This window comes from Streptomyces sp. SX-6 (assembly GCF_059089585.1).
On the sequence record NZ_JBTHHU010000001.1, the window covers coordinates 343,199 to 363,613 of the forward strand.

General features: G+C 70.5%; 15 protein-coding genes. 8 read left to right on the forward strand and 7 right to left on the reverse strand.

The features are described 5' to 3' along the window. Positions 1–4 precede the first annotated feature (4 nt). The 3 genes from ACV530_RS01720 to ACV530_RS01730 all read right to left on the reverse strand — a co-directional run bounded on the left by ACV530_RS01720 (position 5) and on the right by ACV530_RS01730 (position 2,869). Entirely contained in the window at positions 5–556 is a 552-nt protein-coding gene (locus ACV530_RS01720) for a hypothetical protein (RefSeq protein ID WP_494330365.1), read from the reverse strand. A gap of 150 nt (positions 557–706) precedes the next feature. After that, positions 707–1,606 carry a tRNA (adenine-N1)-methyltransferase gene (locus ACV530_RS01725; RefSeq protein ID WP_494330366.1) on the reverse strand — a complete coding sequence of 300 codons (900 nt, stop codon included), beginning with the start codon at positions 1,604–1,606 and terminating at the stop codon, positions 707–709. A gap of 51 nt (positions 1,607–1,657) precedes the next feature. After that, on the reverse strand, positions 1,658–2,869 hold the full coding sequence (locus ACV530_RS01730; protein WP_494330367.1) for a site-2 protease family protein: 1,212 nt from the start codon (positions 2,867–2,869) through the stop codon (positions 1,658–1,660). A 131-nt stretch (positions 2,870–3,000) separates the two neighbouring features. On the opposite strand from ACV530_RS01730, the gene ACV530_RS01735 reads away from it, so the two are divergent. Beyond that, positions 3,001–3,903 carry a RecB family exonuclease gene (locus ACV530_RS01735; protein WP_494330368.1) on the forward strand — a complete coding sequence of 301 codons (903 nt, stop codon included), beginning with the start codon at positions 3,001–3,003 and terminating at the stop codon, positions 3,901–3,903. Positions 3,904–3,918: 15 nt separating this feature from the next. Further along, a complete protein-coding gene (locus tag ACV530_RS01740; RefSeq protein ID WP_494330369.1) occupies positions 3,919–4,590 on the forward strand; it encodes a response regulator in 672 nt (223 codons plus the stop codon). 72 nt (positions 4,591–4,662) lie between these two features. Here ACV530_RS01740 and ACV530_RS01745 read toward each other — a convergent pair whose 3' ends face one another. The 4 genes from ACV530_RS01745 to metH form a co-directional block, all read right to left on the reverse strand. Next, positions 4,663–6,255 carry an ABC transporter substrate-binding protein gene (locus tag ACV530_RS01745; RefSeq protein ID WP_494330370.1) on the reverse strand — a complete coding sequence of 531 codons (1,593 nt, stop codon included), beginning with the start codon at positions 6,253–6,255 and terminating at the stop codon, positions 4,663–4,665. Positions 6,256–6,392: 137 nt separating this feature from the next. Next, a complete protein-coding gene (locus ACV530_RS01750) occupies positions 6,393–7,985 on the reverse strand; it encodes an ABC transporter substrate-binding protein (RefSeq protein ID WP_494330371.1) in 1,593 nt (530 codons plus the stop codon). A 331-nt stretch (positions 7,986–8,316) separates the two neighbouring features. Then, a complete protein-coding gene (locus tag ACV530_RS01755) occupies positions 8,317–9,012 on the reverse strand; it encodes an HAD family hydrolase (protein WP_494330372.1) in 696 nt (231 codons plus the stop codon). 145 nt (positions 9,013–9,157) lie between these two features. Further along, positions 9,158–12,667 carry a methionine synthase gene (gene metH / locus ACV530_RS01760; protein WP_494330373.1) on the reverse strand — a complete coding sequence of 1,170 codons (3,510 nt, stop codon included), beginning with the start codon at positions 12,665–12,667 and terminating at the stop codon, positions 9,158–9,160. Positions 12,668–12,894: 227 nt separating this feature from the next. On the opposite strand from metH, the gene ACV530_RS01765 reads away from it, so the two are divergent. From ACV530_RS01765 to ACV530_RS01790, 6 genes are all read left to right on the forward strand, one after another. Then, positions 12,895–13,659 carry an IclR family transcriptional regulator gene (locus ACV530_RS01765; RefSeq protein WP_494330374.1) on the forward strand — a complete coding sequence of 255 codons (765 nt, stop codon included), beginning with the start codon at positions 12,895–12,897 and terminating at the stop codon, positions 13,657–13,659. A gap of 306 nt (positions 13,660–13,965) precedes the next feature. Next, a complete protein-coding gene (locus ACV530_RS01770) occupies positions 13,966–14,748 on the forward strand; it encodes an MIP/aquaporin family protein (protein WP_494330375.1) in 783 nt (260 codons plus the stop codon). Between the two features lie 43 nt (positions 14,749–14,791). Further along, entirely contained in the window at positions 14,792–16,318 is a 1,527-nt protein-coding gene (gene glpK / locus ACV530_RS01775) for a glycerol kinase GlpK (RefSeq protein WP_494330376.1), read from the forward strand. Positions 16,319–16,320: 2 nt separating this feature from the next. Further along, a complete protein-coding gene (locus tag ACV530_RS01780; protein ID WP_494330377.1) occupies positions 16,321–17,928 on the forward strand; it encodes a glycerol-3-phosphate dehydrogenase/oxidase in 1,608 nt (535 codons plus the stop codon). A gap of 117 nt (positions 17,929–18,045) precedes the next feature. Beyond that, positions 18,046–19,092 (forward strand): glycoside hydrolase family 18 protein, encoded by a 1,047-nt coding sequence (locus tag ACV530_RS01785; protein WP_494330378.1) that lies wholly within the window; start codon positions 18,046–18,048, stop codon positions 19,090–19,092. Between the two features lie 150 nt (positions 19,093–19,242). After that, positions 19,243–20,268: a PAC2 family protein gene (locus ACV530_RS01790; RefSeq protein ID WP_494330379.1), complete on the forward strand. Its 1,026-nt coding sequence runs from the start codon at positions 19,243–19,245 to the stop codon at positions 20,266–20,268. The last annotated feature ends 147 nt before the right edge of the window (positions 20,269–20,415 follow it).

Consider the following 20,415-nt stretch of genomic DNA (forward strand, 5'->3'; position numbering starts at 1 on the left):
CGGTTCACACACTCCCCGCGACGGGAAGTGCGGTGAGCGCGAACTTCCCGTTCTTCCAACGCCATTCGACGGCCCGGCGCAGATCCGGACAGCAGCGCGGCACCTTCGGGGACGAGTAACCGAGCAGAGTGGCCGAAATGATGCCGTCGCGCACGGCGAAGCCGGTGACGTTCATCCGCTGTCCCGGATCGACGAGGGTCGCCACGACGCGGGGCGTCCAGCCCTGCTCCGCCGCCGGGGAGATGACGTAGACGCCGTTGGGCGGTGTGCCGCCCGCGGCGGCGCAGCGCACGACGACGGCCGCCTCGGGCCGTCCGTCGCCGTCGAGGTCGGCCACGGCCTGCTTCACCACATCGACGCCCGCGCGGCCGCAGTCGACCGGATAGCGCGCCGCCCTCGGGTCGGGCGGGGCCACGGCCGGCGCGGAGGCGGTGGCGGTGTTGTCACCGGGGCCGACGAGGGCCGCGCCGACGAGCACGGCGGCCAGGGCCGACGCGGTGGCCAGCCAGTGGAGGGGGCGGGGACGGGTGTGCGGGAGTCCTGCCGAGGGCTGCACGCGCGCTGGCTCCTGTGAGGGTCGAGGCTGCGGAGATGACCGCATCGTCGCACACGGCCCCGCGGCGTGGAACGGCGGGCATGGGCCAACGCATGGGCGCCGCCGCCGAGTTCGTCTCGGAGGCGGCGCCCATGGGGAGTTGCTACGGGATCAGTTGGAACCGCTCTGGCTGCCGGGGCCGGTGTAGTCCTCGCCGTACGCGCCCTTGGCGGGACGGCGCCGGCGCATCGGCGGCTCGACGCCGTCCGCGAGGCGGCGGGCGGTGAGCAGGAAGCCGGTGTGCCCGATCATGCGGTGGTCGGGGCGTACGGCCAGGCCCTCCACGTGCCAGGTGCGGACCATGGTCTCCCAGGCCGACGGCTCGGCGAAGCAGCCGATCTCACGGATGGACTCGACGGTGCGCGCGAGCTGCGTGGTGGTGGCCACGTAGCAGCACAGGATGCCGCCGGGGACCAGCGCCTTGGAGACGGCCTCCAGGCACTCCCAGGGGGCGAGCATGTCGAGGATGACCCGGTCGACGTCCGTGTCGGACAGGTTGTCCTGGAGGTCGCCGACGGTGAGCTGCCAGGCGGGGTGCGGGGCGCCGAAGTAGCGCTCCACGTTCTGCTGGGCGATCTCCGCGAAGTCGGCCCGGCGCTCGTAGGAGTGGAGCATGCCCTGGTCGCCGACGGCCCGCAGCAGGAAGGTGCTGAGCGAGCCGGAGCCGACACCCGCCTCCACGACGCGTGCGCCGGGGAAGATGTCGGCCATCGCCAGGATCTGCCCCGCGTCCTTGGGGTAGACCACGGCGGCTCCGCGCGGCATGGACAGGACATAGTCGGGGAGCAGGGGGCGCAGCGCGAGGTAGGCGACGTTTCCCGTGGTACGGACAACACTGCCCTCGGGAGCACCGATCAGCTCGTCGTGCGGGAAGGCACCCTTGTGGGTGTGGAACTGCTTCCCGGCTTCGAGCGTGAAGGTGTAGTGGCGTCCCTTGGGGTCGGTGAGCTGGACCTGGTCCCCGACCTGGAAGGGCCCGCGACGGCGGGCGGCACCGGTCGGTTCGGACATGTGACCAGCCTACCGGGTCGCTGCGCTCGGCTTGTACGGGACTAGGCGGGACTAGGACGGCGTGCGGGCCATCGCGGCGACGAAGGCCCGCTCGACGTCCGTCGTGGACAGGACGCCGTAGACCTCGCCGGTCTCCTCGACCACCAGGTACTCCGTGGCGGGGGTCGCCCGCAGGACGTCCAGCAGGTCCTCGCCGGAGAGCTCCGCGGAGACCCGCATGCCGTCGGTGATGTCCTGGGCGAGGGTGCCGACGGTGACCCAGGGGCGGCGGTGTGCGGGGACGGCGACGATCGCGGTCTCGCGGACCAGGGCGGTCGGGGTGCCGTGGCTGTCGACGACGACCAGGGCCCGGGCGCCCGCCTCGTTCGCCCGGCGCAGGCCCTCGGAGAGCGGGGTGGCGGCCTCGACGGGGACGGCGCGCCGGGTGAGGGTGCGGGCCCGCAGGCCGGGCAGCCGCTCGCGCAGGCGGGCCATGCGCAGGCTGTTGCCGGCGCCGGTCCAGATGATCGCGGCGAGGATGGCGGCGAGCAGGGCGTCGGTGATCGAGTCGACGCCGCCGAAGCTCTCGGCGCGGTCGGCGTGGGTGAGCAGCGGGAGGCCGACGAGCACCGAGACGGCGAGGGCGCGGCCGACCCAGGCGGCGGCGACGGTGCCGGTCATGGGCTTGCCGCTGATCTTCCAGACGACGGCGCGGAGCATCCGGCCGCCGTCCAGGGGCAGGCCCGGCAGCAGGTTGAAGGCGGCGACGAGCAGGTTGGAGACCATCAGGCCGGCGAGCAGGACGCCGGGGACGGTGCCGGGCTCGACGAGGCGCATGCCGAGCCAGAACACCCCGGCGAGGACCAGCGAGAGCAGCGGGCCGACGAAGGCGAGGACGAACTCCCTGCCGGGGGTCTCGCTCTCCTTCTCGATCTCGGAGACGCCGCCGAAGAACTGCAACTGGATCCGGCGCACCGGGAGTTTGAAGCGCAACGCGGCGACGGTGTGGGCGAGTTCGTGGACGAGTACGGAGGCGTAGAACGCGACGGCGAAGAAGAGGGAGACCAGATACCGTGCGTTGCCGAGCTCGGGCAGCACGCGGTCGAGCTGACCGCCGAAGACCCAGGTGATGAGGGCGGCGACGAGGAACCAGCTGGGTGCGACATAGACGGGTACGCCGAAGGGCCGGCCCATGAGGATGCCGCCGCCCGTCTCGCGCGGACGCTGCGGTTTGCCGTCCCCGGCACCCCCGCTGCCGGATTGGCCCTGCCCGCTGTTGTCCACGGTGTCCCCTCATCGGATGCGGCCCCCGCACCCGCTCGGTGCGCTGTCACTGTCCCGATCATGCAGTGCGTGAGCTTCTGGCGTCGATGGTATGCCGCACGATGTCGGTCACGGGCCGTAGGGTCTCTGGCATGGATACAGCTGCACCCGCACCGGACTCCGCCGCGCGGCCCGCCTCGTTGTCGCCGTCGCGCGCGGCCGATTTCATGCGGTGCCCGCTGCTCTACCGCTTCCGCGTGATCGACAAGCTGCCGGAGAAGCCGAGCCCGGCGGCCACCCGGGGCACGGTGGTGCACGCCGTGCTGGAGCGGCTCTTCGACGCGCCGGCCGCCGAGCGCACCGCCCCGAGGGCGTGCGGTCTGGTGCCGGGCGAGTGGGAGAAGGCGCTGGCGGCCCGGCCGGAGCTGGCGGAGCTGTTCGCGCAGGAGGACGGCTCGCAGGATCCGGAGCGGCTGGCGACGTGGCTCGCGGAGGCGGAGCGGCTCGTCGAGCGGTGGTTCACGCTGGAGGATCCGACGCGGCTGGAGCCTGCGGAGCGCGAGCTCTTCGTGGAGACGACGCTCGACTCGGGGCTGGTGCTGCGCGGGATCGTCGACCGGGTGGACGTGGCGCCGACGGGCGAGGTGCGGATCGTCGACTACAAGACGGGCAAGATGCCCGCGCCGCAGTACCGGGCGGACGCCCTGTTCCAGATGAAGTTCTACGCCCTGGTGGTGTGGCGGCTGCGCGGGCAGGTGCCGCGCCGGCTGCAGCTGGTGTACCTGGGCAGCGGCGATGTGCTGACGTACGACCCGGCCGAGCCGGAGCTGCTGGCGGTGGAGCGCAAGCTGCGGGCGCTGTGGGAGGCCATCACGCTGGCCACCGAGACGGGCGACTGGCGGCCCCGCCCGACGAAGCTGTGCGGCTGGTGCGACCACCAGGCGGTCTGTCCGGAATTCGGCGGTACTCCCCCGCCGTATCCGCTGCCCGTCCCCGTCCAGCGGCCTCGGGTGACCTCCGACGGTGACCCTCAGGGCAGAATGGACGCGGTCTAGCGAAGGAGTTTTCCTGTGGCGATCCGCGTCCTACTGGTCGACGACCAGCCGCTGCTGCGTACGGGCTTCCGCATGATCCTGGAGGCCGAGCAGGACATCGCGGTCGTCGGCGAGGCCGGTGACGGTCTGCAGGCGCTCGACCAGGTCCGGGCGCTGCAGCCCGATGTGGTGCTGATGGACATCCGGATGCCCCGCATGGACGGCGTCGAGGCGACCCGGCAGATCACCGGCCCGGAGCGCGACGGCCCGGCCAAGGTGCTGGTGCTGACGACCTTCGATCTCGACGAGTACGTGGTCGAGGCGCTGAAGGCGGGGGCGAGCGGCTTCCTGCTCAAGGACGCGCCGGCCCATGAACTCGTGCAGGCGATCCGGGTGGTGGCGAGCGGCGAGGCGATGCTCGCGCCGAGCATCACCCGGCGGCTGCTGGACAAGTACGCGGGTCATCTGCCGTCGGGCGAGGAGCCGTTGCCGGACACCCTGCACACGCTGACGGACCGCGAGGTCGAGGTCCTCAAGCTGGTGGCGCGCGGCCTGTCGAACGCGGAGATCGCGGCGGACCTGTTCGTGAGCGAGACGACGGTCAAGACCCACGTGGGGCACGTCCTGACGAAGCTGGGCCTGCGCGACCGGGTGCAGGCGGCGGTCTACGCGTACGAGAGCGGGCTGGTGCGCCCCGGGGCGCAGTAGAACGCGCAGTAGAAGCAGTAGAACGCGTCATGGCCCGCACCGAAAAGGTGCGGGCCATGACGACGTACGGTCCTAGGCGGACTTGCTGATCTCCCAGAAGCGGAAGACGGTCGAGCTGTCGAGGGTCCACTGGAGGCCGTTGATACGGCCGTTGGCCACCGCGTACTGCTTGCCCTGCCACAGGGGCAGCACCGGCACGTCCTCGGCGATGGTGCTCTGGAGCTTCTCGAAGTCGTCCACGGTGGCGGCCCGGCTGTTCTGGGCGGCCGTGGCCGGGAGGATGCGGGTGGCGATGTCCTTGGACTCGTAGTTGTTGGCGAGTTCGTTGTTCTCGCCGAAGAACGGCGCGGTGAAGTTGTCGGGGTCCGGGTAGTCGGGAATCCAGCCCTTGACGTACACGGCGTACTTGCCGGCCGCGATGCCCTTCTCGTACTCGTCGAACGGCACGCTCTGCACGTTCGCGTCGAAGAGCCCGCTGGAGTTGAGCTGCTTGGCTATCTCGTTGAACTCCGGCACGGTGCCGGGCCCGTAGCGGACCGGGGTGGCCCACAGGGTGATCTTGACCTTGTCGTGGATGCCCGCGGAGGCGAGAGCGGCGGCGGCCTTGGCGCGCTGCGGCCGGTCCCCGTAGACGTCGAAGAAGGGCGTCCGGTGGCCGGTGATGCCGCGCGGGACGACGGAGTACAGCGGTTCGGCGGTGCGCTTGTAGACGTCGCGGACGAGTGCGCTGCGGTCGACGAGGTAGGCAACGGCCTTGCGCACGGCGGTCTTTCCGGCCACCGGGTCCTTGGTGTTGAAGACCAGGTGCTGCACCTCGGCGCTGCTGCCCTGGACCACGTTGACGTCCTGCTTGTCGCTGCTGCCCTTGGCCTCGAGGTCGGCGATGTCCTTCATGGCCAGGCCTCGGTAGGCGAGGTCGACCCGGCCCTTCTGGATGGCGTCCTTCAGGGCCGTCTGGTCGCCGTGGAAGAACTTGATGGTGACGCCGCTGTTGTTGACCTTGGCCGGGCCCTTGTAGGAGCCGTTGACCTTGAAGACGGCCTCGTCCTTGCCGAAGGAATCCAGCTTGTAGACGCCCGAGCCGACGGCCTTGCCGTCGGTGCGGAGCTTGTCCGCCGGGTATTCCTGGTGGTCCACGATGGATCCGGCGCCGGAGGCGATCTTCTGGGGGAAGGTCGCGTCGGGCCGCTTGAGCTGGAAGACGACGGTCTTCTTGTCCGGCGTCCTGATGTCCTTGATCGTGGACAGCATCGTCGCCGCGGGGCCGTCCTTGTCGTTGATCCTGAGCGTGCGGCGGAAGGAGAAGGCGACGTCCTCGGAGGTGAGGTCGTGGCCGTTGCTGAACGTGAGGCCGTCCTTGAGGGTGCACTCGAAGACGGTGCTGCTCTTGTCGTGGAAGCCGCACTTGCGCGCGGCCTCCGGCTGCGGGGTCGGGCTTTCCTTGGAGAAGCTCAGGAGGGACTGGTAGACGTTGTTGAACAGCAGCCAGGTGGCCGGGTCGTAGCCCGCCGCCGGATCAGCGGTCACCATTTCGTCGGACATCCCCATGACCACCGACTCACCGGTGCCCGACCCCTTGCCGTCCTCCGAACCGCATCCGCTGAGCAGGGCGGCGGCGAGTCCCGCGCCGAGCGGGGCGGCAAGCCACTGGTCACGTTTCCTCACGTGCACGTACCTCACAGTTCTGGGGGCCCGGGCGGGCCGTCGCCCGCCCGGGAGGTCGTTCTGTGGAGCTGGTTGTACAGGTGGTGCGTTGTGGTGCTGTGTTGTGGTGCTGTGTTGCGTGTTGTGGTGCTGTGGCGTCAGGCGCCGCTGCCGAGCTCCCACGGCTGCAGCTCGGAGGAGGAGTTGAGCATCCACTCCGCGCCGGTGATGTTCTCCCGCGCCGCCACGTACTGCTTGCTCTGCCACAGGGGCAGCACAGGCACCTCGTCGGCGACGATGTCCTGCGCCTGCTGGAAGAGCTTGGCCGCCGACTCGCGCTGCGCCGCCTGACGGGTCTGCGGGACCAGGCCCTCGATCCGGGAGTTGCGGTAGGGCGAGTGGAGGAAGTTGTCCTTGCCGAAGAACGGGGCGATGTAGTTGTCCGGGTCCGGGAAGTCGGGAAACCAGCCCATGCCGTAGACCGCGTACTTGCCCTTGGCCGCGTTGGGCCGGAACTCCGCCCACTTCACGTCCTGCAGCTGCACGTCGAACAGACCGCTGCCGTTCAGCTGCTTCTGGAGCGCCTTGTACGCCTTGGCGGTGGCCTCGCCGTAGTGGTCGGAGGAGTAGGACAGGGTGAACTTCACCGGAGTGCTGATGCTCGCCGACCGCAGCAGGGCGCGGGCCTTCTCGGTGCTGGGCTCCCCGTACTGGTTGGAGAACGAGTTCTGGTGACCGGTGATGCCGCTGGGCACGAGCGAGTACAGCGGGTCGCTGGTGCGCTCGTAGCCGTCGCGCGCCATGACCTGGCGGTCGGCGAGCTGGGCGATGGCCTGGCGCACCGCCTTGTTCTTCATCACCGAGTCGTCCGTGTTGAACGCCAGATAGCCGATTTCCTGGCCGGGCGACTCCAGCAGCTTGACGCCCTTGGACGAGGCGTTGCGCAGCTTGTTGATCTCGCCGGGGGCCATGGTGCGGTTGACGACGTCGATGTCGCCGTCCTGGAGCGCCTTCTCCATCGACTTCGCGTCGTCGAAGAACCGCAGCTCGTACTTGCTGCTGCTGTCGAGCTTCACCGCACCCTTGTAGTCGGAGTTCTTGGAGAACACCGCCTTGGTGATCCGGCCGTCCTTCTCCTCGGTCTTCAGGGTGTACGGGCCCGAGCCCTCGACCTTGAAGCCGTCGTTCAGCTTGCTCGCGCTGAAGGCGCCGCTGTCGACGATGGCCGCGGCCGGGGTGGCGAGCTTCTGCGGGAAGGTCGCGTCGGGCGACTTGAGCTGGAAGACGATCTCGTTGCCGTTCGGCGTCTCCACCCGGTCGATGTTGCTCAGCAGCGAGGCGGGACCGTTCTCGAAGTTGATGGCCCGCACGCGGTCGACGGAGAACTTGACGTCCTTGACGGTCACCGGCCGGCCGCTGCTGAACTTCATGTCGCTGCGCAGCGTGCAGCGGAACTGCTCGTTCTGACGATCCGTCCAGGTGCACTTGGTGGCCGCGTCCGGAACGGGGTCGGCTCCGGAGCGGGGCAGCCTCAGCAGGGTCTGGTAGGTGCTGTGCAGCACGTTCCAGACACCGATGTCGTACGCCGCGGCCGGGTCGAGCGGCGCCGGGGCGTCCGTCGTCTGCTCGAACCGGTCGGTGGTACCGATGACGATGGCGTCGTGCTTGCCGGACCCGCTCCCGCCGCAGGCGACGAGTACGGGGGCCAGCAGGCCTGCCACGGTCGGCAGCACCAGCGTCTTGCGCTTCATGGTGTGGGGTTCTCCCTGTGTTGCGAACGGCACCGGGGGGCCGTGAAGTACTCGCGAAAGATTAGTGCGCGACACCACTGCCCTTGGAACATGCTTGCGCTGATTCGCCGTTGCCCGGAGCCCGGGAACGAATCACGCACACGATGACCAATCAGGACACAAGGGCGCGCCACCCACCCTTCGAGAGCACTCCAACCCGCCTCACCCCGGGCGTACCGCCCCAGCCCTGGTGACGAACATCACTCGGTCAATTCCGCGCCGGTGCTTGGCAATTGCAACCGCATTCGTCACGGAAAACAGTCGGGCCGGAGCACAGAGTTCCGTTCCGCGATCAGAACCGGATCAGGCCCTGCAGAAAACCGAGGTCGACTTCCTCCAGCGAGCCGACGACCGTACGTCCGGCGGCGGGCGGGATCGCGGCCACGGACGGCACCGCCACCACCCGGCAGCCGGCCGCCTCGGCCGCCTCCACGCCCGTCATGGTGTCCTCCACCACGGCGCAGCGCTCCGGGGCCACCCCGAGCCGGGTCGCGGCCAGCAGATACGGGTCCGGGTACGGCTTGTTGCGCTCGGTCTCGTCGCCCGAGACGGTCAGCGTGAAGTTGCCCGGGCCGAGCGAGGGCAGCACCCGGTCGATGATCTGCCGGTGCGAGGCGGAGACCAGAGCCGTCGGCACCCCGTGCGCGGCGAGCTCGGCGAGCAGCTGCCTGGCGCCCGGCATCAGCGGCACACCGTGCCCGAGCATCTCGGCGAAGCGGGTGTTGAGGAGCGCGGTCAGCTCAGCGAGGGCGATTCTCGCCCCGGTGGCCTTGATCAGGAAGGAGGCGCTGCGGGTCATCGGGCCGCCGACGACGATCTCCCGGTACTCCTCCAGCAGCTGGTGCCCGAGCTCGGCGAAGACGGCGACTTCCACCTCCCACCAGAAGCCCTCGGTGTCGACGAGCGTGCCGTCCATGTCGAGCAGGACGGCCTGCAGGGCCGAGCCCGCGCCGGGCCGCGGCGTGGCAACGGTGATGCTGCTGGTCATCCGCACACCTCCAGAGGGGACAAGAAGGCCGGTCCGCGTTTCCGCGGACCGGCCTTCACCGGACAACAAGTTTACGGCGGGGGCGCGCGAAGCGCCCCTCCGTTTCCGGCACCTCTACGCAGCCCTATCGCAGCGCTTCACCGCGCTACCGCGCGTTGAAGTACTTCGCCTCCGGGTGGTGGATCACGATCGCGTCCGTGGACTGCTCGGGGTGCAGCTGGAACTCCTCCGACAGCCGGACCCCGATCCGCTCCGGCTCCAGCAGTTCGGCGATCTTCGCCCGATCCTCCAGGTCCGGGCAGGCGCCGTAGCCGAGGGAGAAGCGGGCGCCCCGGTACTTGAGGTCGAACATGTCCGTCACGTCCGCCGGGTCCTCGCCGGCGAAGCCGAGCTCGGCCCGTACCCGCGCGTGCCAGTACTCGGCGAGCGCCTCGGCCAACTGCACGGACAGGCCGTGCAGTTCGAGGTAGTCGCGGTACGCGTCGGCGGCGAACAGCTCGGCGGTGGCCTCGCCGATCCGGGAGCCGACGGTGACCACCTGGAGGCCGACCACGTCGCGCTCGCCGGACTCCTCCGGGCGGAAGAAGTCCGCCAGGCACAGCCGGCGCCCGCGGCGCTGGCGCGGGAAGGTGAAGCGCGTGCGCTCCGTGCCGTCCTCGTTGAGGATGATCAGGTCGTCGCCCTTGGAGTAGCAGGGGAAGTAGCCGTAGACGACCGCGGCCTCGAGCAGGTTCTCCGTGTGCAGCTTCTCCAGCAGCCCGCGCAGCCGGGGCCGGCCCTCGTTCTCGGCCAGCTCCTCGTAGGTGGGCCCGCCCGTGCGGGACTGCTTGAGGCCCCACTGGCCCTTGAAGAGGGCGCCCTCGTCCAGCCAGGAGGCGTAGTCCTTGAGCGCGATGCCCTTGACCACCCGCGTGCCCCAGAACGGCGGGGCGGGGACCGGGTTGTCGGTGGCCACGTCGGAGCGCGCCGCCCCCTTGTCCGGCTCGGGCTCCGTCGCGGCCGCCGCCGCGGCCGGACGTACGCGCCGCTGCCGCAGCTCGGGCAGTTCGGCGCCGGGGACGCCGCGCTTGACGGCGATCAGCGCGTCCATCAGCCGCAGGCCCTCGAACGCGTCGCGGGCGTAACGGACTTCGCCCTCGTAGATCTCGTGGAGGTCCTGTTCCACGTACGCCCGGGTCAGGGCGGCGCCCCCGAGGATCACGGGGTAAGCGGCGGCCAGCTTGCGCTGGTTGAGCTCCTCCAGGTTCTCCTTCATGATCACCGTGGACTTCACCAGCAGCCCGGACATGCCGATCACATCGGCCTTGTGCTCCTCGGCGGCCTCCAGGATCGCGGAGACGGGCTGCTTGATGCCCAGATTGACCACGTTGTAGCCGTTGTTGGACAGGATGATGTCCACCAGGTTCTTGCCGATGTCGTGGACGTCGCCGCGGACCGTGGCGAGGACGATGGTGCCCTTGCCCTCGGCGTCCGACTTCTCCATGTGCGGCTCGAGATGGGCGACCGCGGTCTTCATGACCTCGGCGGACTGGAGCACGAAGGGCAGCTGCATCTGGCCGGAGCCGAACAGCTCACCGACGGTCTTCATGCCCTCCAGCAGGGTCTCGTTGACGATGTCGAGCGCCGGGCGCTCGCGGAGGGCCTCGTCGAGGTCGGCCTCCAGCCCGTTCTTCTCGCCGTCGATGATGCGCCGCTGAAGGCGTTCCTCCAGGGGCAGGGCGGCCAGTTCCTCGGCCTTGCCCGCCTTCATCGACTTGGTGTCGACGCCCTCGAAGAGCTCGAGCAGCCTGGCCAGCGGGTCGTAGCCCTCGCGGCGCCGGTCGTACACGAGGTCGAGGGCCACCTCGACCTGCTCGGGTTCCAGGCGCGCGATGGGGAGGATCTTGCTCGCGTGCACGATGGCCGAGTCCAGGCCCGCCTTGACGCACTCGTCCAGGAAGACCGAGTTGAGGACGAGCCGGGCGGCCGGGTTGAGGCCGAAGGAGATGTTCGACAGGCCCAGGGTCGTCTGCACCTCGGGGTGGCGGCGCTTGAGCTCCCGGATCGCCTCGATGGTGTTGATGCCGTCCTTGCGGGACTCCTCCTGACCGGTGCAGATGGTGAAGGTCAGGGTGTCGATGAGGATGTCCGACTCGTGGATGCCCCAGTTCGTGGTGAGGTCGTCGATGATGCGCTCGGCGATGGCGACCTTGTTCTCGGCGGTGCGGGCCTGCCCCTCCTCGTCGATGGTCAGCGCCATCAGCGCCGCGCCGTGCTCCCTCGCCAGGGCGGTCACCTTCGCGAAGCGCGAGTCGGGCCCGTCGCCGTCCTCGTAGTTGACCGAGTTGATCACCGCACGGCCGCCGAGCTTCTCCAGGCCGGCCCGCAGGACGTCGACCTCCGTGGAGTCCAGGACGACCGGCAGCGTGGAGGCGGTCGCGAAGCGCCCGGCGAGCTCCTCCATGTCCGCCACGCCGTCCCGGCCGACGTAGTCCACGCACAGGTCCAGCATGTGCGCGCCCTCGCGGATCTGGTCGCGGGCCATCTCCACGCAGTCGTCCCAGCGGCCGGCCAGCATGGCCTCGCGGAACTTCTTCGACCCGTTGGCGTTCGTCCGCTCGCCGATGGCGAGGAAGGAGGTGTCCTGGCGGAAGGGCACGGTCTGGTAGAGGGAGGCGGCGCCGGGCTCGGGGCGCGGGGTGCGCGCGGTGGGGCGCATGCCGCGGACCCGCTCGACGACCTGGCGCAGGTGCTCGGGGGTGGTGCCGCAGCAGCCGCCGACGAGCGACAGGCCGTACTCGCGGACGAACGTCTCGTGGGCGTCGGCGAGTTCGGCGGGGGTCAGCGGATAGTGCGCGCCGTCCTTGCCCAGCACCGGCAGGCCGGCGTTCGGCATGGCCGACACCCCGGTACGGGCGTGGCGGGACAGATAGCGCAGGTGCTCGCTCATCTCGGCCGGGCCGGTGGCGCAGTTGAGGCCGATCATGTCGATGCCCAGCGGCTCCAGCGCGGTGAGCGCGGCGCCGATCTCCGAGCCGAGCAGCATGGTGCCGGTCGTCTCCACCGTCACCTGCACCAGCAGCGGCAGGTCCGCGCCCAGCGCCGTCATCGCGCGCCGGGCCCCGATCACCGAGGCCTTGGTCTGCAGCAGGTCCTGGGTGGTCTCCACCAGGAGCGCGTCGACGCCGCCCTCGATCAGGCCCTCGGCGTTGCGCTGGTAGGCGTCGCGCAGCACGGTGTACGCGGCGTGGCCCAGGGTCGGCAGCTTGGTGCCCGGGCCGATCGAGCCCAGCACCCAGCGGGTGCGGCCGTCGCGGGCGGTGAAGTCGTCCGCCGTCTCGCGGGCGATGCGCGCGCCCGCCTCGGACAGCTCGGCGACGCGGTCCGCTATGTCGTACTCGCCGAGCGCGGCATGGTTGGCGCCGAAAGTGTTGGTCTCCACGCAGTCCACGCCGACCTCGAAGTACGCCTCGTGGACGGAGCGCACGATGTCGGGGCGGGTGACGTTGAGGATCTCGTTGCAGCCCTCGTGCTGCTGGAAGTCGTCGAGGGTGGGGTCCTGCGCCTGGAGCATCGTGCCCATGGCTCCGTCGGCCACCACCACGCGGGTGGCGAGCGCCTCGCGCAGCTGCGCGGCTCGGGCGGAACGGACGGTCGATGGCGTGTGCGAGGCCATGGAAGTGCTCCCGTGGTTGCGACGGCTGTCGGCTTTGCGCCCTCTCTGCGGAAGGCGCACGCCGCAAGCGTAGCCGGAGCCACAGCCGAAAGCAGGGCCCGTTCCACGCCCCGGACGGCGGACGGCGTTCCGCTCCGCGATCATGATCATGTCGGCCGAGTATCCGCAGGTCGGCATCGGCCGATAGTGTTCAGCAATGCCGAACGGCATTGTGAGGAGGTTGCCCGATGGCACGAACCATCCAGTCGCTCGAAAGGGCCGCGGCGATGCTGCGGCTGCTCGCGGGCGGGGAGCGACGGCTCGGCCTGTCCGACGTGGCTTCGTCACTGGGGCTCGCCAAGGGCACCGCGCACGGCATCCTGCGGACGCTGCAGCAGGAGGGCTTCGTCGAGCAGGATCCGGTCTCGGGCCGCTACCAGCTCGGCGCCGAGCTGCTGCGGCTGGGCAACAGCTATCTGGACGTGCACGAGCTGCGGGCCCGCGCCCTGCTGTGGGCCGATGACCTGGCCCGGGCGAGCGGGGAGAGCGTGTACCTCGGTGTCCTGCACCAGCAGGGCGTGCTGATCGTCCATCACGTCTTCCGGCCCGACGACAGCCGCCAGGTGCTGGAGGTCGGCGCGATGCAGCCGCTGCACAGCACCGCGCTCGGCAAGGTGCTGTGCGCCTACGACCCGGTCGCCCACAGCGAGGTGACCGAGGCCGGCCGCGAGGCGTTCACCCCGCACACGGTCACCGGACTCGGCGAGCTGGAGGGCGTCTGGGACCTGACCCGGGCCCGCGGCTGGGCGTCGGACGTCGAGGAGACCTGGGCGGGCGTGGCCTCCGTGGCCGCCCCCATCCACGACCGGCGGCGGATGCCGGTGGGGGCCGTCGGCATCATGGGGGCGGTCGAGCGGGTCTGCGAGCGCGGGGAGCTGCGGGCGCAACTGGTCGCGTCCGTACGGGACTGCGCGCGGGCCGTCTCGCGCGACCTGGGCGCGGGCCGGTTCTGATGCGGACGGCGCCGGCGGCCCCGGTCCGGATCCCTTCCGAACCCCTCCCGAGACCGGCCCGTTACCCGTCGGTAGCCGAACGTAGATTTTCGGCCACTTGTCCGAGAGTTTCCGGTCACACATCTCTTGACGAGCCCTTAACCGTGCAGAAAACTGCCGTGCATCGGTCGGCATTGTCGAACATCTACCGACAATATTCGTTATGGTGTGCAGTGCCACGGGACCGATCACCACCCTCTCGGAGGGTGCGGACCGCCGGAGACCCGCGGTTCGCCTTCCCCTGGACGAAGGACAAAGGAGTCGCGGGTGTCCAGCTCCGACATCTTCATCAGCGAGACGATCGGTACGGCAGTACTGATCCTGCTCGGCGGTGGCGTATGCGCCGCCGTCACCCTGAAGCGTTCGAAGGCACAGAACGCGGGCTGGGTAGCCATCACCTTCGGGTGGGGCTTCGCCGTACTGACCGGTGCGTACATCGCCGCCAAGTCCGGTGCCCATCTGAACCCGGCCGTCACCCTCGCCCTCGCCATCGACGGCGGGACCAAGTGGAGTGACGTACCGGTCTACATGGGCTCCGAGATGCTCGGCGCGATCATCGGTGCCACGCTGGTGTGGCTCACCTACTACGGGCAGTTCCAGGCGCACCTGACGGACCCGGAGATCGTCAGCACGCCGAACCCCCACGAGGGCATGGTCGACCAGACCGCCGAGCCGCAGGCCGGCCCGGTGCTGGGCATCTTCTCGACCGGCCCCGAGGTGCGCAACGTCGTACAGAACCTGGTCACCGAGATCATCGCCACCGCGGTGCTCGTGCTCGCCATCCTCAATCTGGGACTGACCAAGGGCCTCGGTGTCAGCGGCACCGGCACCCTGATCGTCGCGCTCGTCGTCGTGGGCATCGGCCTCTCGCTCGGTGGCCCGACCGGTTACGCGATCAACCCCGCGCGCGACCTCGGCCCGCGTATCGTGCACGCGCTGCTGCCGCTGCCCAACAAGGGCGGTTCGGACTGGCGTTACGCATGGATCCCGGTCGTCGGCCCGTTGGCCGGTGCCGCCCTTGCCGCCGGTCTCCACCGGCTCGCATTCTGACGCACCAGCCGAGCACTTCCAGACTTCAGGAGCACACACCACAATGACCACCTCCCACGGCCACGGCCCGTTCATCGCCGCGATCGACCAGGGCACCACCTCCTCCCGCTGCATCGTCTTCGACCGCGACGGGCGCATCGTCTCCGTCGACCAGAAGGAGCACGAGCAGATCTTCCCGAAGCCGGGCTGGGTCGAGCACGACGCCAAGGAGATCTGGGCCAACGTCCAGGAAGTCGTGGCCGGCGCCGTCGAGAAGGCGGGCATCACCGCCGCCGACGTCAAGGCGATCGGCATCACCAACCAGCGTGAGACCACGCTGCTCTGGGACAAGAACACCGGCGAGCCCGTCCACAACGCCATCGTCTGGCAGGACACCCGCACCGACGCGCTCTGCAAGGAGCTCGGCCGCAACGTGGGCCAGGACCGCTTCCGCCGCGAGACCGGCCTGCCGCTGGCCTCCTACTTCTCCGGCCCGAAGGTCCGCTGGCTGCTGGACAACGTCGAGGGCCTGCGCGAGCGCGCCGAGCGCGGCGAGATCCTCTTCGGCACCATGGACTCCTGGGTCATCTGGAACCTCACCGGTGGTGTCGACGGCGGCGTGCACGTCACGGACGTCACCAACGCCTCCCGCACCATGCTGATGAACCTGCGCAGCCTCGAGTGGGACGAGCGCATCCTGGCCTCCATGGAGATCCCGGCCGCGGTGCTGCCGGAGATCCGTTCCTCCGCCGAGGTCTACGGCACGGCCAAGGGCGGCGCCCTGGCCGGCGTGCCCGTCGCCTCCGCGCTCGGCGACCAGCAGGCGGCCCTTTTCGGCCAGACCTGCTTCGACCAGGGCGAGGCCAAGTCCACCTACGGCACCGGCACGTTCATGCTGATGAACACCGGCGACGAGCCCGTCCAGTCCTACAACGGCCTGCTGACGACGGTCGGTTACCGCATCGGCGACCAGAAGCCGGTCTACGCCCTCGAGGGCTCCATCGCCGTCACCGGCTCCCTCGTGCAGTGGATGCGCGACCAGATGGGCCTGATCAAGAGCGCCGCCGAGATCGAGACGCTCGCCAGCTCCGTCGAGGACAACGGCGGCGCCTACTTCGTGCCGGCCTTCTCCGGCCTGTTCGCCCCCTACTGGCGCTCCGACGCGCGCGGCGTGATCGCGGGCCTGACCCGCTACGTCACCAAGGCGCACATCGCCCGCGCCGTGCTCGAGGCCACCGCCTGGCAGACCCGCGAGATCACCGACGCCATGACCAAGGACTCCGGCGTCGAGCTGACCGCACTCAAGGTCGACGGCGGCATGACCTCCAACAACTTGCTGATGCAGACCCTCTCGGACTTCCTGGACGCACCCGTGGTGCGCCCGATGGTCGCCGAGACGACCTGCCTCGGCGCTGCCTACGCCGCCGGCCTGGCCGTCGGCTTCTGGCCGGACACCGACGCGCTGCGCGCCAACTGGCGCCGGGCCGCCGAGTGGACCCCCCGCATGGACGCGGACACGCGTGACCGCGAGTACAAGAGCTGGCTCAAGGCCGTCGAGCGGACCATGGGCTGGATCGAGGACGAGGAGTAATCATGACCACCCCGCAGAGCGTTCCCACCCTCGGAACGCACCCGGCTGCCGGCGCCAACCCCGGCCGCGCCGAGACCCGTGACCGGCTGTCCCACGCGACATACGACCTCCTGGTGATCGGCGGCGGCATCCTGGGCACCTCGGTGGCCTGGCACGCCGCGCAGTCGGGACTGCGGGTCGCCATGGTGGACGCCGGCGACTTCGCCGGCGCCACCTCCTCCGCCTCCTCCAAGCTCGTCCACGGCGGTCTGCGCTACCTGCAGACCGGCGCGGTCAAGCTGGTCGCGGAGAACCACCACGAGCGCCGGGTGCTGGCCAAGGACGTGGCCCCGCACCTGGTCAACCCGCTCACCTTCTACCTGCCCGTGTACAAGGGCGGCCCGGTCGGCGCCGCCAAGCTCGGTGCCGGTGTGTTCGCCTACTCCGCGCTGTCCGCCTTCGGCGACGGCGTGGGCAAGGTCATCACCCCGGCCAAGGCCAAGGCCGACAACCCCGGCCTGCGCACGGACGACCTCAAGGCCGTCGCGGTCTACTACGACCACCAGATGAACGACTCGCGCGTCGCCGTCATGACGGTCCGCGCGGCCGTCGAGGCGGGTGCCGTCGTCCTCAACCACGCCGAGGTCACCGGCCTGCGCTTCACCCACGGCAAGGTGACCGGCGCCGAGCTCAAGGACCGCATGGACGGCACCGAGTTCGGCGTCGACGCCCGCGTGGTGCTCAACGCCACCGGCCCCTGGGTCGACCACCTGCGGAAGATGGAGGACAAGGGCGCGGCCCCGTCCATCCGTCTGTCCAAGGGCGCGCACATCGTGATGAAGCGCAAGTCGCCGTGGAAGGCCGCCATGGCCACCCCGATCGACAAGTACCGCATCACCTTCGCCCTCCCGTGGGAGGACCAGCTGCTGCTGGGCACCACCGACACCCAGTACGAGGGCGACCCGGCGGACGTCAGCGCCACCGAGGCCGACATCCAGCAGATCCTGGACGAGGCGGCGCACTCCATCGTCGACACCGACCTCGACCGCTCGCTGATGACGTACGCCTTCGCGGGCCTGCGCGTGCTGCCCGGCGGTCCCGGCGACGTGGCCCAGGCCAAGCGCGAGACGGTCGTCTCCGAGGGCAAGGGCGGCATGCTGTCGGTCGCCGGCGGCAAGTGGACCACCTACCGCCACATCGGCCGTACGGTCATGAGCAAGCTCGCCAAGGTGCCGGGCAGCCCGCTGACCGAGGAGATGGAGCCCGTCTCCAGCCTGGTCCGCCGCACCCCGCTGCCGGGTGTCGCCAACCCCAACGCCGTGGCCCACCGCCTGCTCATGGACCGCGAGCCCGGCATGCGCATGGACCCGCTGACGGCCCGTCACCTCGCCACGCACTACGGCTCGCTGTCCTTCGACATCGCGCGCCTGGCCAACGAGAACCCGGAGCTCGGCGAGCGCATCCACCCCGACGGCCCGGAGATCTGGGCCCAGGTCGCCTACGCCCGTGACCACGAGTGGGCCGAGACGGTCGACGACGTGCTGCGCCGCCGCACCACGCTGACCATCCGCGGTCTGGACAACGAGGACGTCCGCACCCGGGTCAAGGCCATGCTGTCCGAGAAGGACTGACGGCTCATCGCCCGCTGAACCGGTGGGAGGGACGCTCCGCGCGTCCCTCCCACCGGCGTTTTCCCCGGCAACCGTCCGGCCCGCGCTCCCGTCCCCACTGGAGAGGGAAGGGAACACATGAACTGGCCGGGAATACTCCGCCGACGCCCCAGCGCCCGTACCGCCCGCACCGTCAAACGGCTCGTCCTGGTACTGGTCCTGCTGGTGGTCCTGCCGCTGGCCGCCGCGGGCATCTCCCTGCGCGCCGCCTACGCCGGGTCGCCGGCCCCCGACGCGGTCACCCGCGGCCGGGACGCGCTCTGGCTGGGCCACGCCTGGGTGGACGGCCGGCGGACCGAGGCCGACCTGGCCCGTCTGAAGCGACGCCTGGCGGGCACCGGCGTGCGGGACCTGTACGTCCACACCGGCCCCCTGGAGCACGACGGCACCCTGCCCGCCTCCGACTACCCCCGGGCCACATGGCTGCTCGACGCCGTCCACCGGGAGCTGCCGGGCGTCCGGGTGCAGGCCTGGCTGGGCGATGTGGTGGTGCGTTCCGGCCACGGCGGGCTGCGCCTGGACGACGTACGGACCCGGGACGCGGTGGTGGCAAGCGCCCGGCAGGTGCTGCGCGCCGGATTCCAGGGCGTCCACCTGGACGTGGAGCCCGTCCGCGACGGCGACCGCGGCTTCCTCGCCCTGCTGGATGCTCTGCGCCCGGCGGTGCGGGGCGGCGGCGGGGTCCTCTCGGTGGCCGCCCAGCAGATAGACCCCCTGCCCTCGATGCACACCGCGTCGGGGCTGCTGGACAGCCCCAAGTGGTGGTCCCAGTCCTACTTCGGCGAGGTCGCCCGCCGCACCGACCAGATCGCGATGATGTCCTACGACACCGCGCTGCCGGTGGAGAGCCTCTACGGCGGCTACGTCGCCCACCAGACCGGGCTCGCCCTCGAGGCCGTGCCCGAGGGCGTCGACCTCTTGATGGGCCTCCCCTTCTTCCACACCCAGGACCTGGGCCACCACGGCACGGCCGAGACCGCCGCGGCCGCGGTGCGCGGCGCCCGGCTCGGGCTCACCCGCGAGGACCGGCACCGCGAACGATTCGGCCTCGGCCTCTACGTGGACTACGCGGCCACCGACGCCGACTGGCATGCGTACCGCGACGGTTGGGGGACCCGTGGGTGATACCGCAATCCGCCGAGGAGTGACGAGCATCCCGTCCGGAGGCAGCGAACGCCCGTCGCGGAAGTCGTAGGCTTGGGATACGCAAAGCAACCGCAGGAACGGCAGCCGGGGGCGTACGGAACAGTCCCCCCGGCCGGAAGGAGGCGCTGGGTGATCGAGCTTGAGGGGGTTCCCGAGCTGATCGACCCGGTCATGATCTGTGCCTTCGAGGGCTGGAACGACGCCGGTGACGCCGCCTCCAGCGCGGTCGCGCACCTGGACCGGGAGTGGAAGGGCGAGGTCTTCGCCGCGCTCGACGCCGAGGACTACTACGACTTCCAGGTCAACCGTCCCACGGTCTGGCTGGACGGCGGCGTCCGCAGGATCACCTGGCCCACGACCCGGCTCTCGGTCGTGCGCACGGGCGGCGAGACACCGCGCGACCTCGTCCTGGTGCGCGGCATCGAACCGAGCATGCGCTGGCGCTCGTTCTGCAACGAGCTGCTGGGCTTCGCCCATGAACTCGGCGTCGAGATGGTGGTGATCCTGGGCTCCCTGCTCGGCGACACCCCGCACACCCGCCCCGTACCGGTCACCGGTGTCACCTCCGACCCCGACCTGGCGCGCACCATGGATCTCGACGAGTCGCGCTATGAGGGCCCGACCGGCATCGTGGGCATCCTCCAGGAGGCCTGCACCCACGCGGGCGTGCCGACGGTGAGCCTGTGGGCCGCCGTTCCGCACTACGTGTCCCAGCCGCCCAATCCCAAGGCGACCCTGGCCCTCCTCAACCGCCTCGAGGACCTCATCGACCTGCGCATCCCGCAGGGCGACCTCCCCGAGGACGCCCGCGCCTGGCAGCACGGGGTCGACCAGCTCGCGGCGGAGGACAGCGAAGTCGCCGAGTACGTCCAGTCGTTGGAGCAGGCGCGGGACACCGCCGAGCTGCCGGAGGCCTCCGGCGAGGCCATCGCCCGCGAATTCGAGCGCTATCTGCGCCGCCGCGACGGCCAGCCGGGCGGCCTCGCCGCCGAGCCGGGCGTCCCGGAGCCGCCGGGCGGCGGCCGGGACGCCCGCGACGCGTCGTATCTGCGCGACACGACAAGCGGGCGCACGAGGCCGCCGAAGCCGAAGCCGCCGGCGCAGGGGCAGGGGGACGGCGCGGAGGACGAGGGTTCGCCGGAGGGCGAGAGCTGAGGCCGGGCGCCGTCCCCTCAGGTGAGGTGTCTGATCGCCACCGAGGGCATCGGTGGCGATCAGACACCTCACCCGGGGGATTGCCCGCGGACTCCATCGGAGGCATGCTGCCGGAGCCATTGCACCCGGTGAAGCTTCCGAAGGGAA

Coding starts and splice junctions, on each gene's coding strand:
- ACV530_RS01725 (WP_494330366.1), bottom strand. CDS start 1,606: ATGTCCGAACCGACCGGTGCCGCCCGCCGTCGCGGGCCCTTCCAGGTC.
- ACV530_RS01735 (WP_494330368.1), top strand. CDS start 3,001: ATGGATACAGCTGCACCCGCACCGGACTCCGCCGCGCGGCCCGCCTCG.
- ACV530_RS01750 (WP_494330371.1), bottom strand. CDS start 7,985: ATGAAGCGCAAGACGCTGGTGCTGCCGACCGTGGCAGGCCTGCTGGCC.
- ACV530_RS01755 (WP_494330372.1), bottom strand. CDS start 9,012: ATGACCAGCAGCATCACCGTTGCCACGCCGCGGCCCGGCGCGGGCTCG.
- metH (WP_494330373.1), bottom strand. CDS start 12,667: ATGGCCTCGCACACGCCATCGACCGTCCGTTCCGCCCGAGCCGCGCAG.
- ACV530_RS01765 (WP_494330374.1), top strand. CDS start 12,895: ATGGCACGAACCATCCAGTCGCTCGAAAGGGCCGCGGCGATGCTGCGG.
- glpK (WP_494330376.1), top strand. CDS start 14,792: ATGACCACCTCCCACGGCCACGGCCCGTTCATCGCCGCGATCGACCAG.
- ACV530_RS01780 (WP_494330377.1), top strand. CDS start 16,321: ATGACCACCCCGCAGAGCGTTCCCACCCTCGGAACGCACCCGGCTGCC.
- ACV530_RS01785 (WP_494330378.1), top strand. CDS start 18,046: ATGAACTGGCCGGGAATACTCCGCCGACGCCCCAGCGCCCGTACCGCC.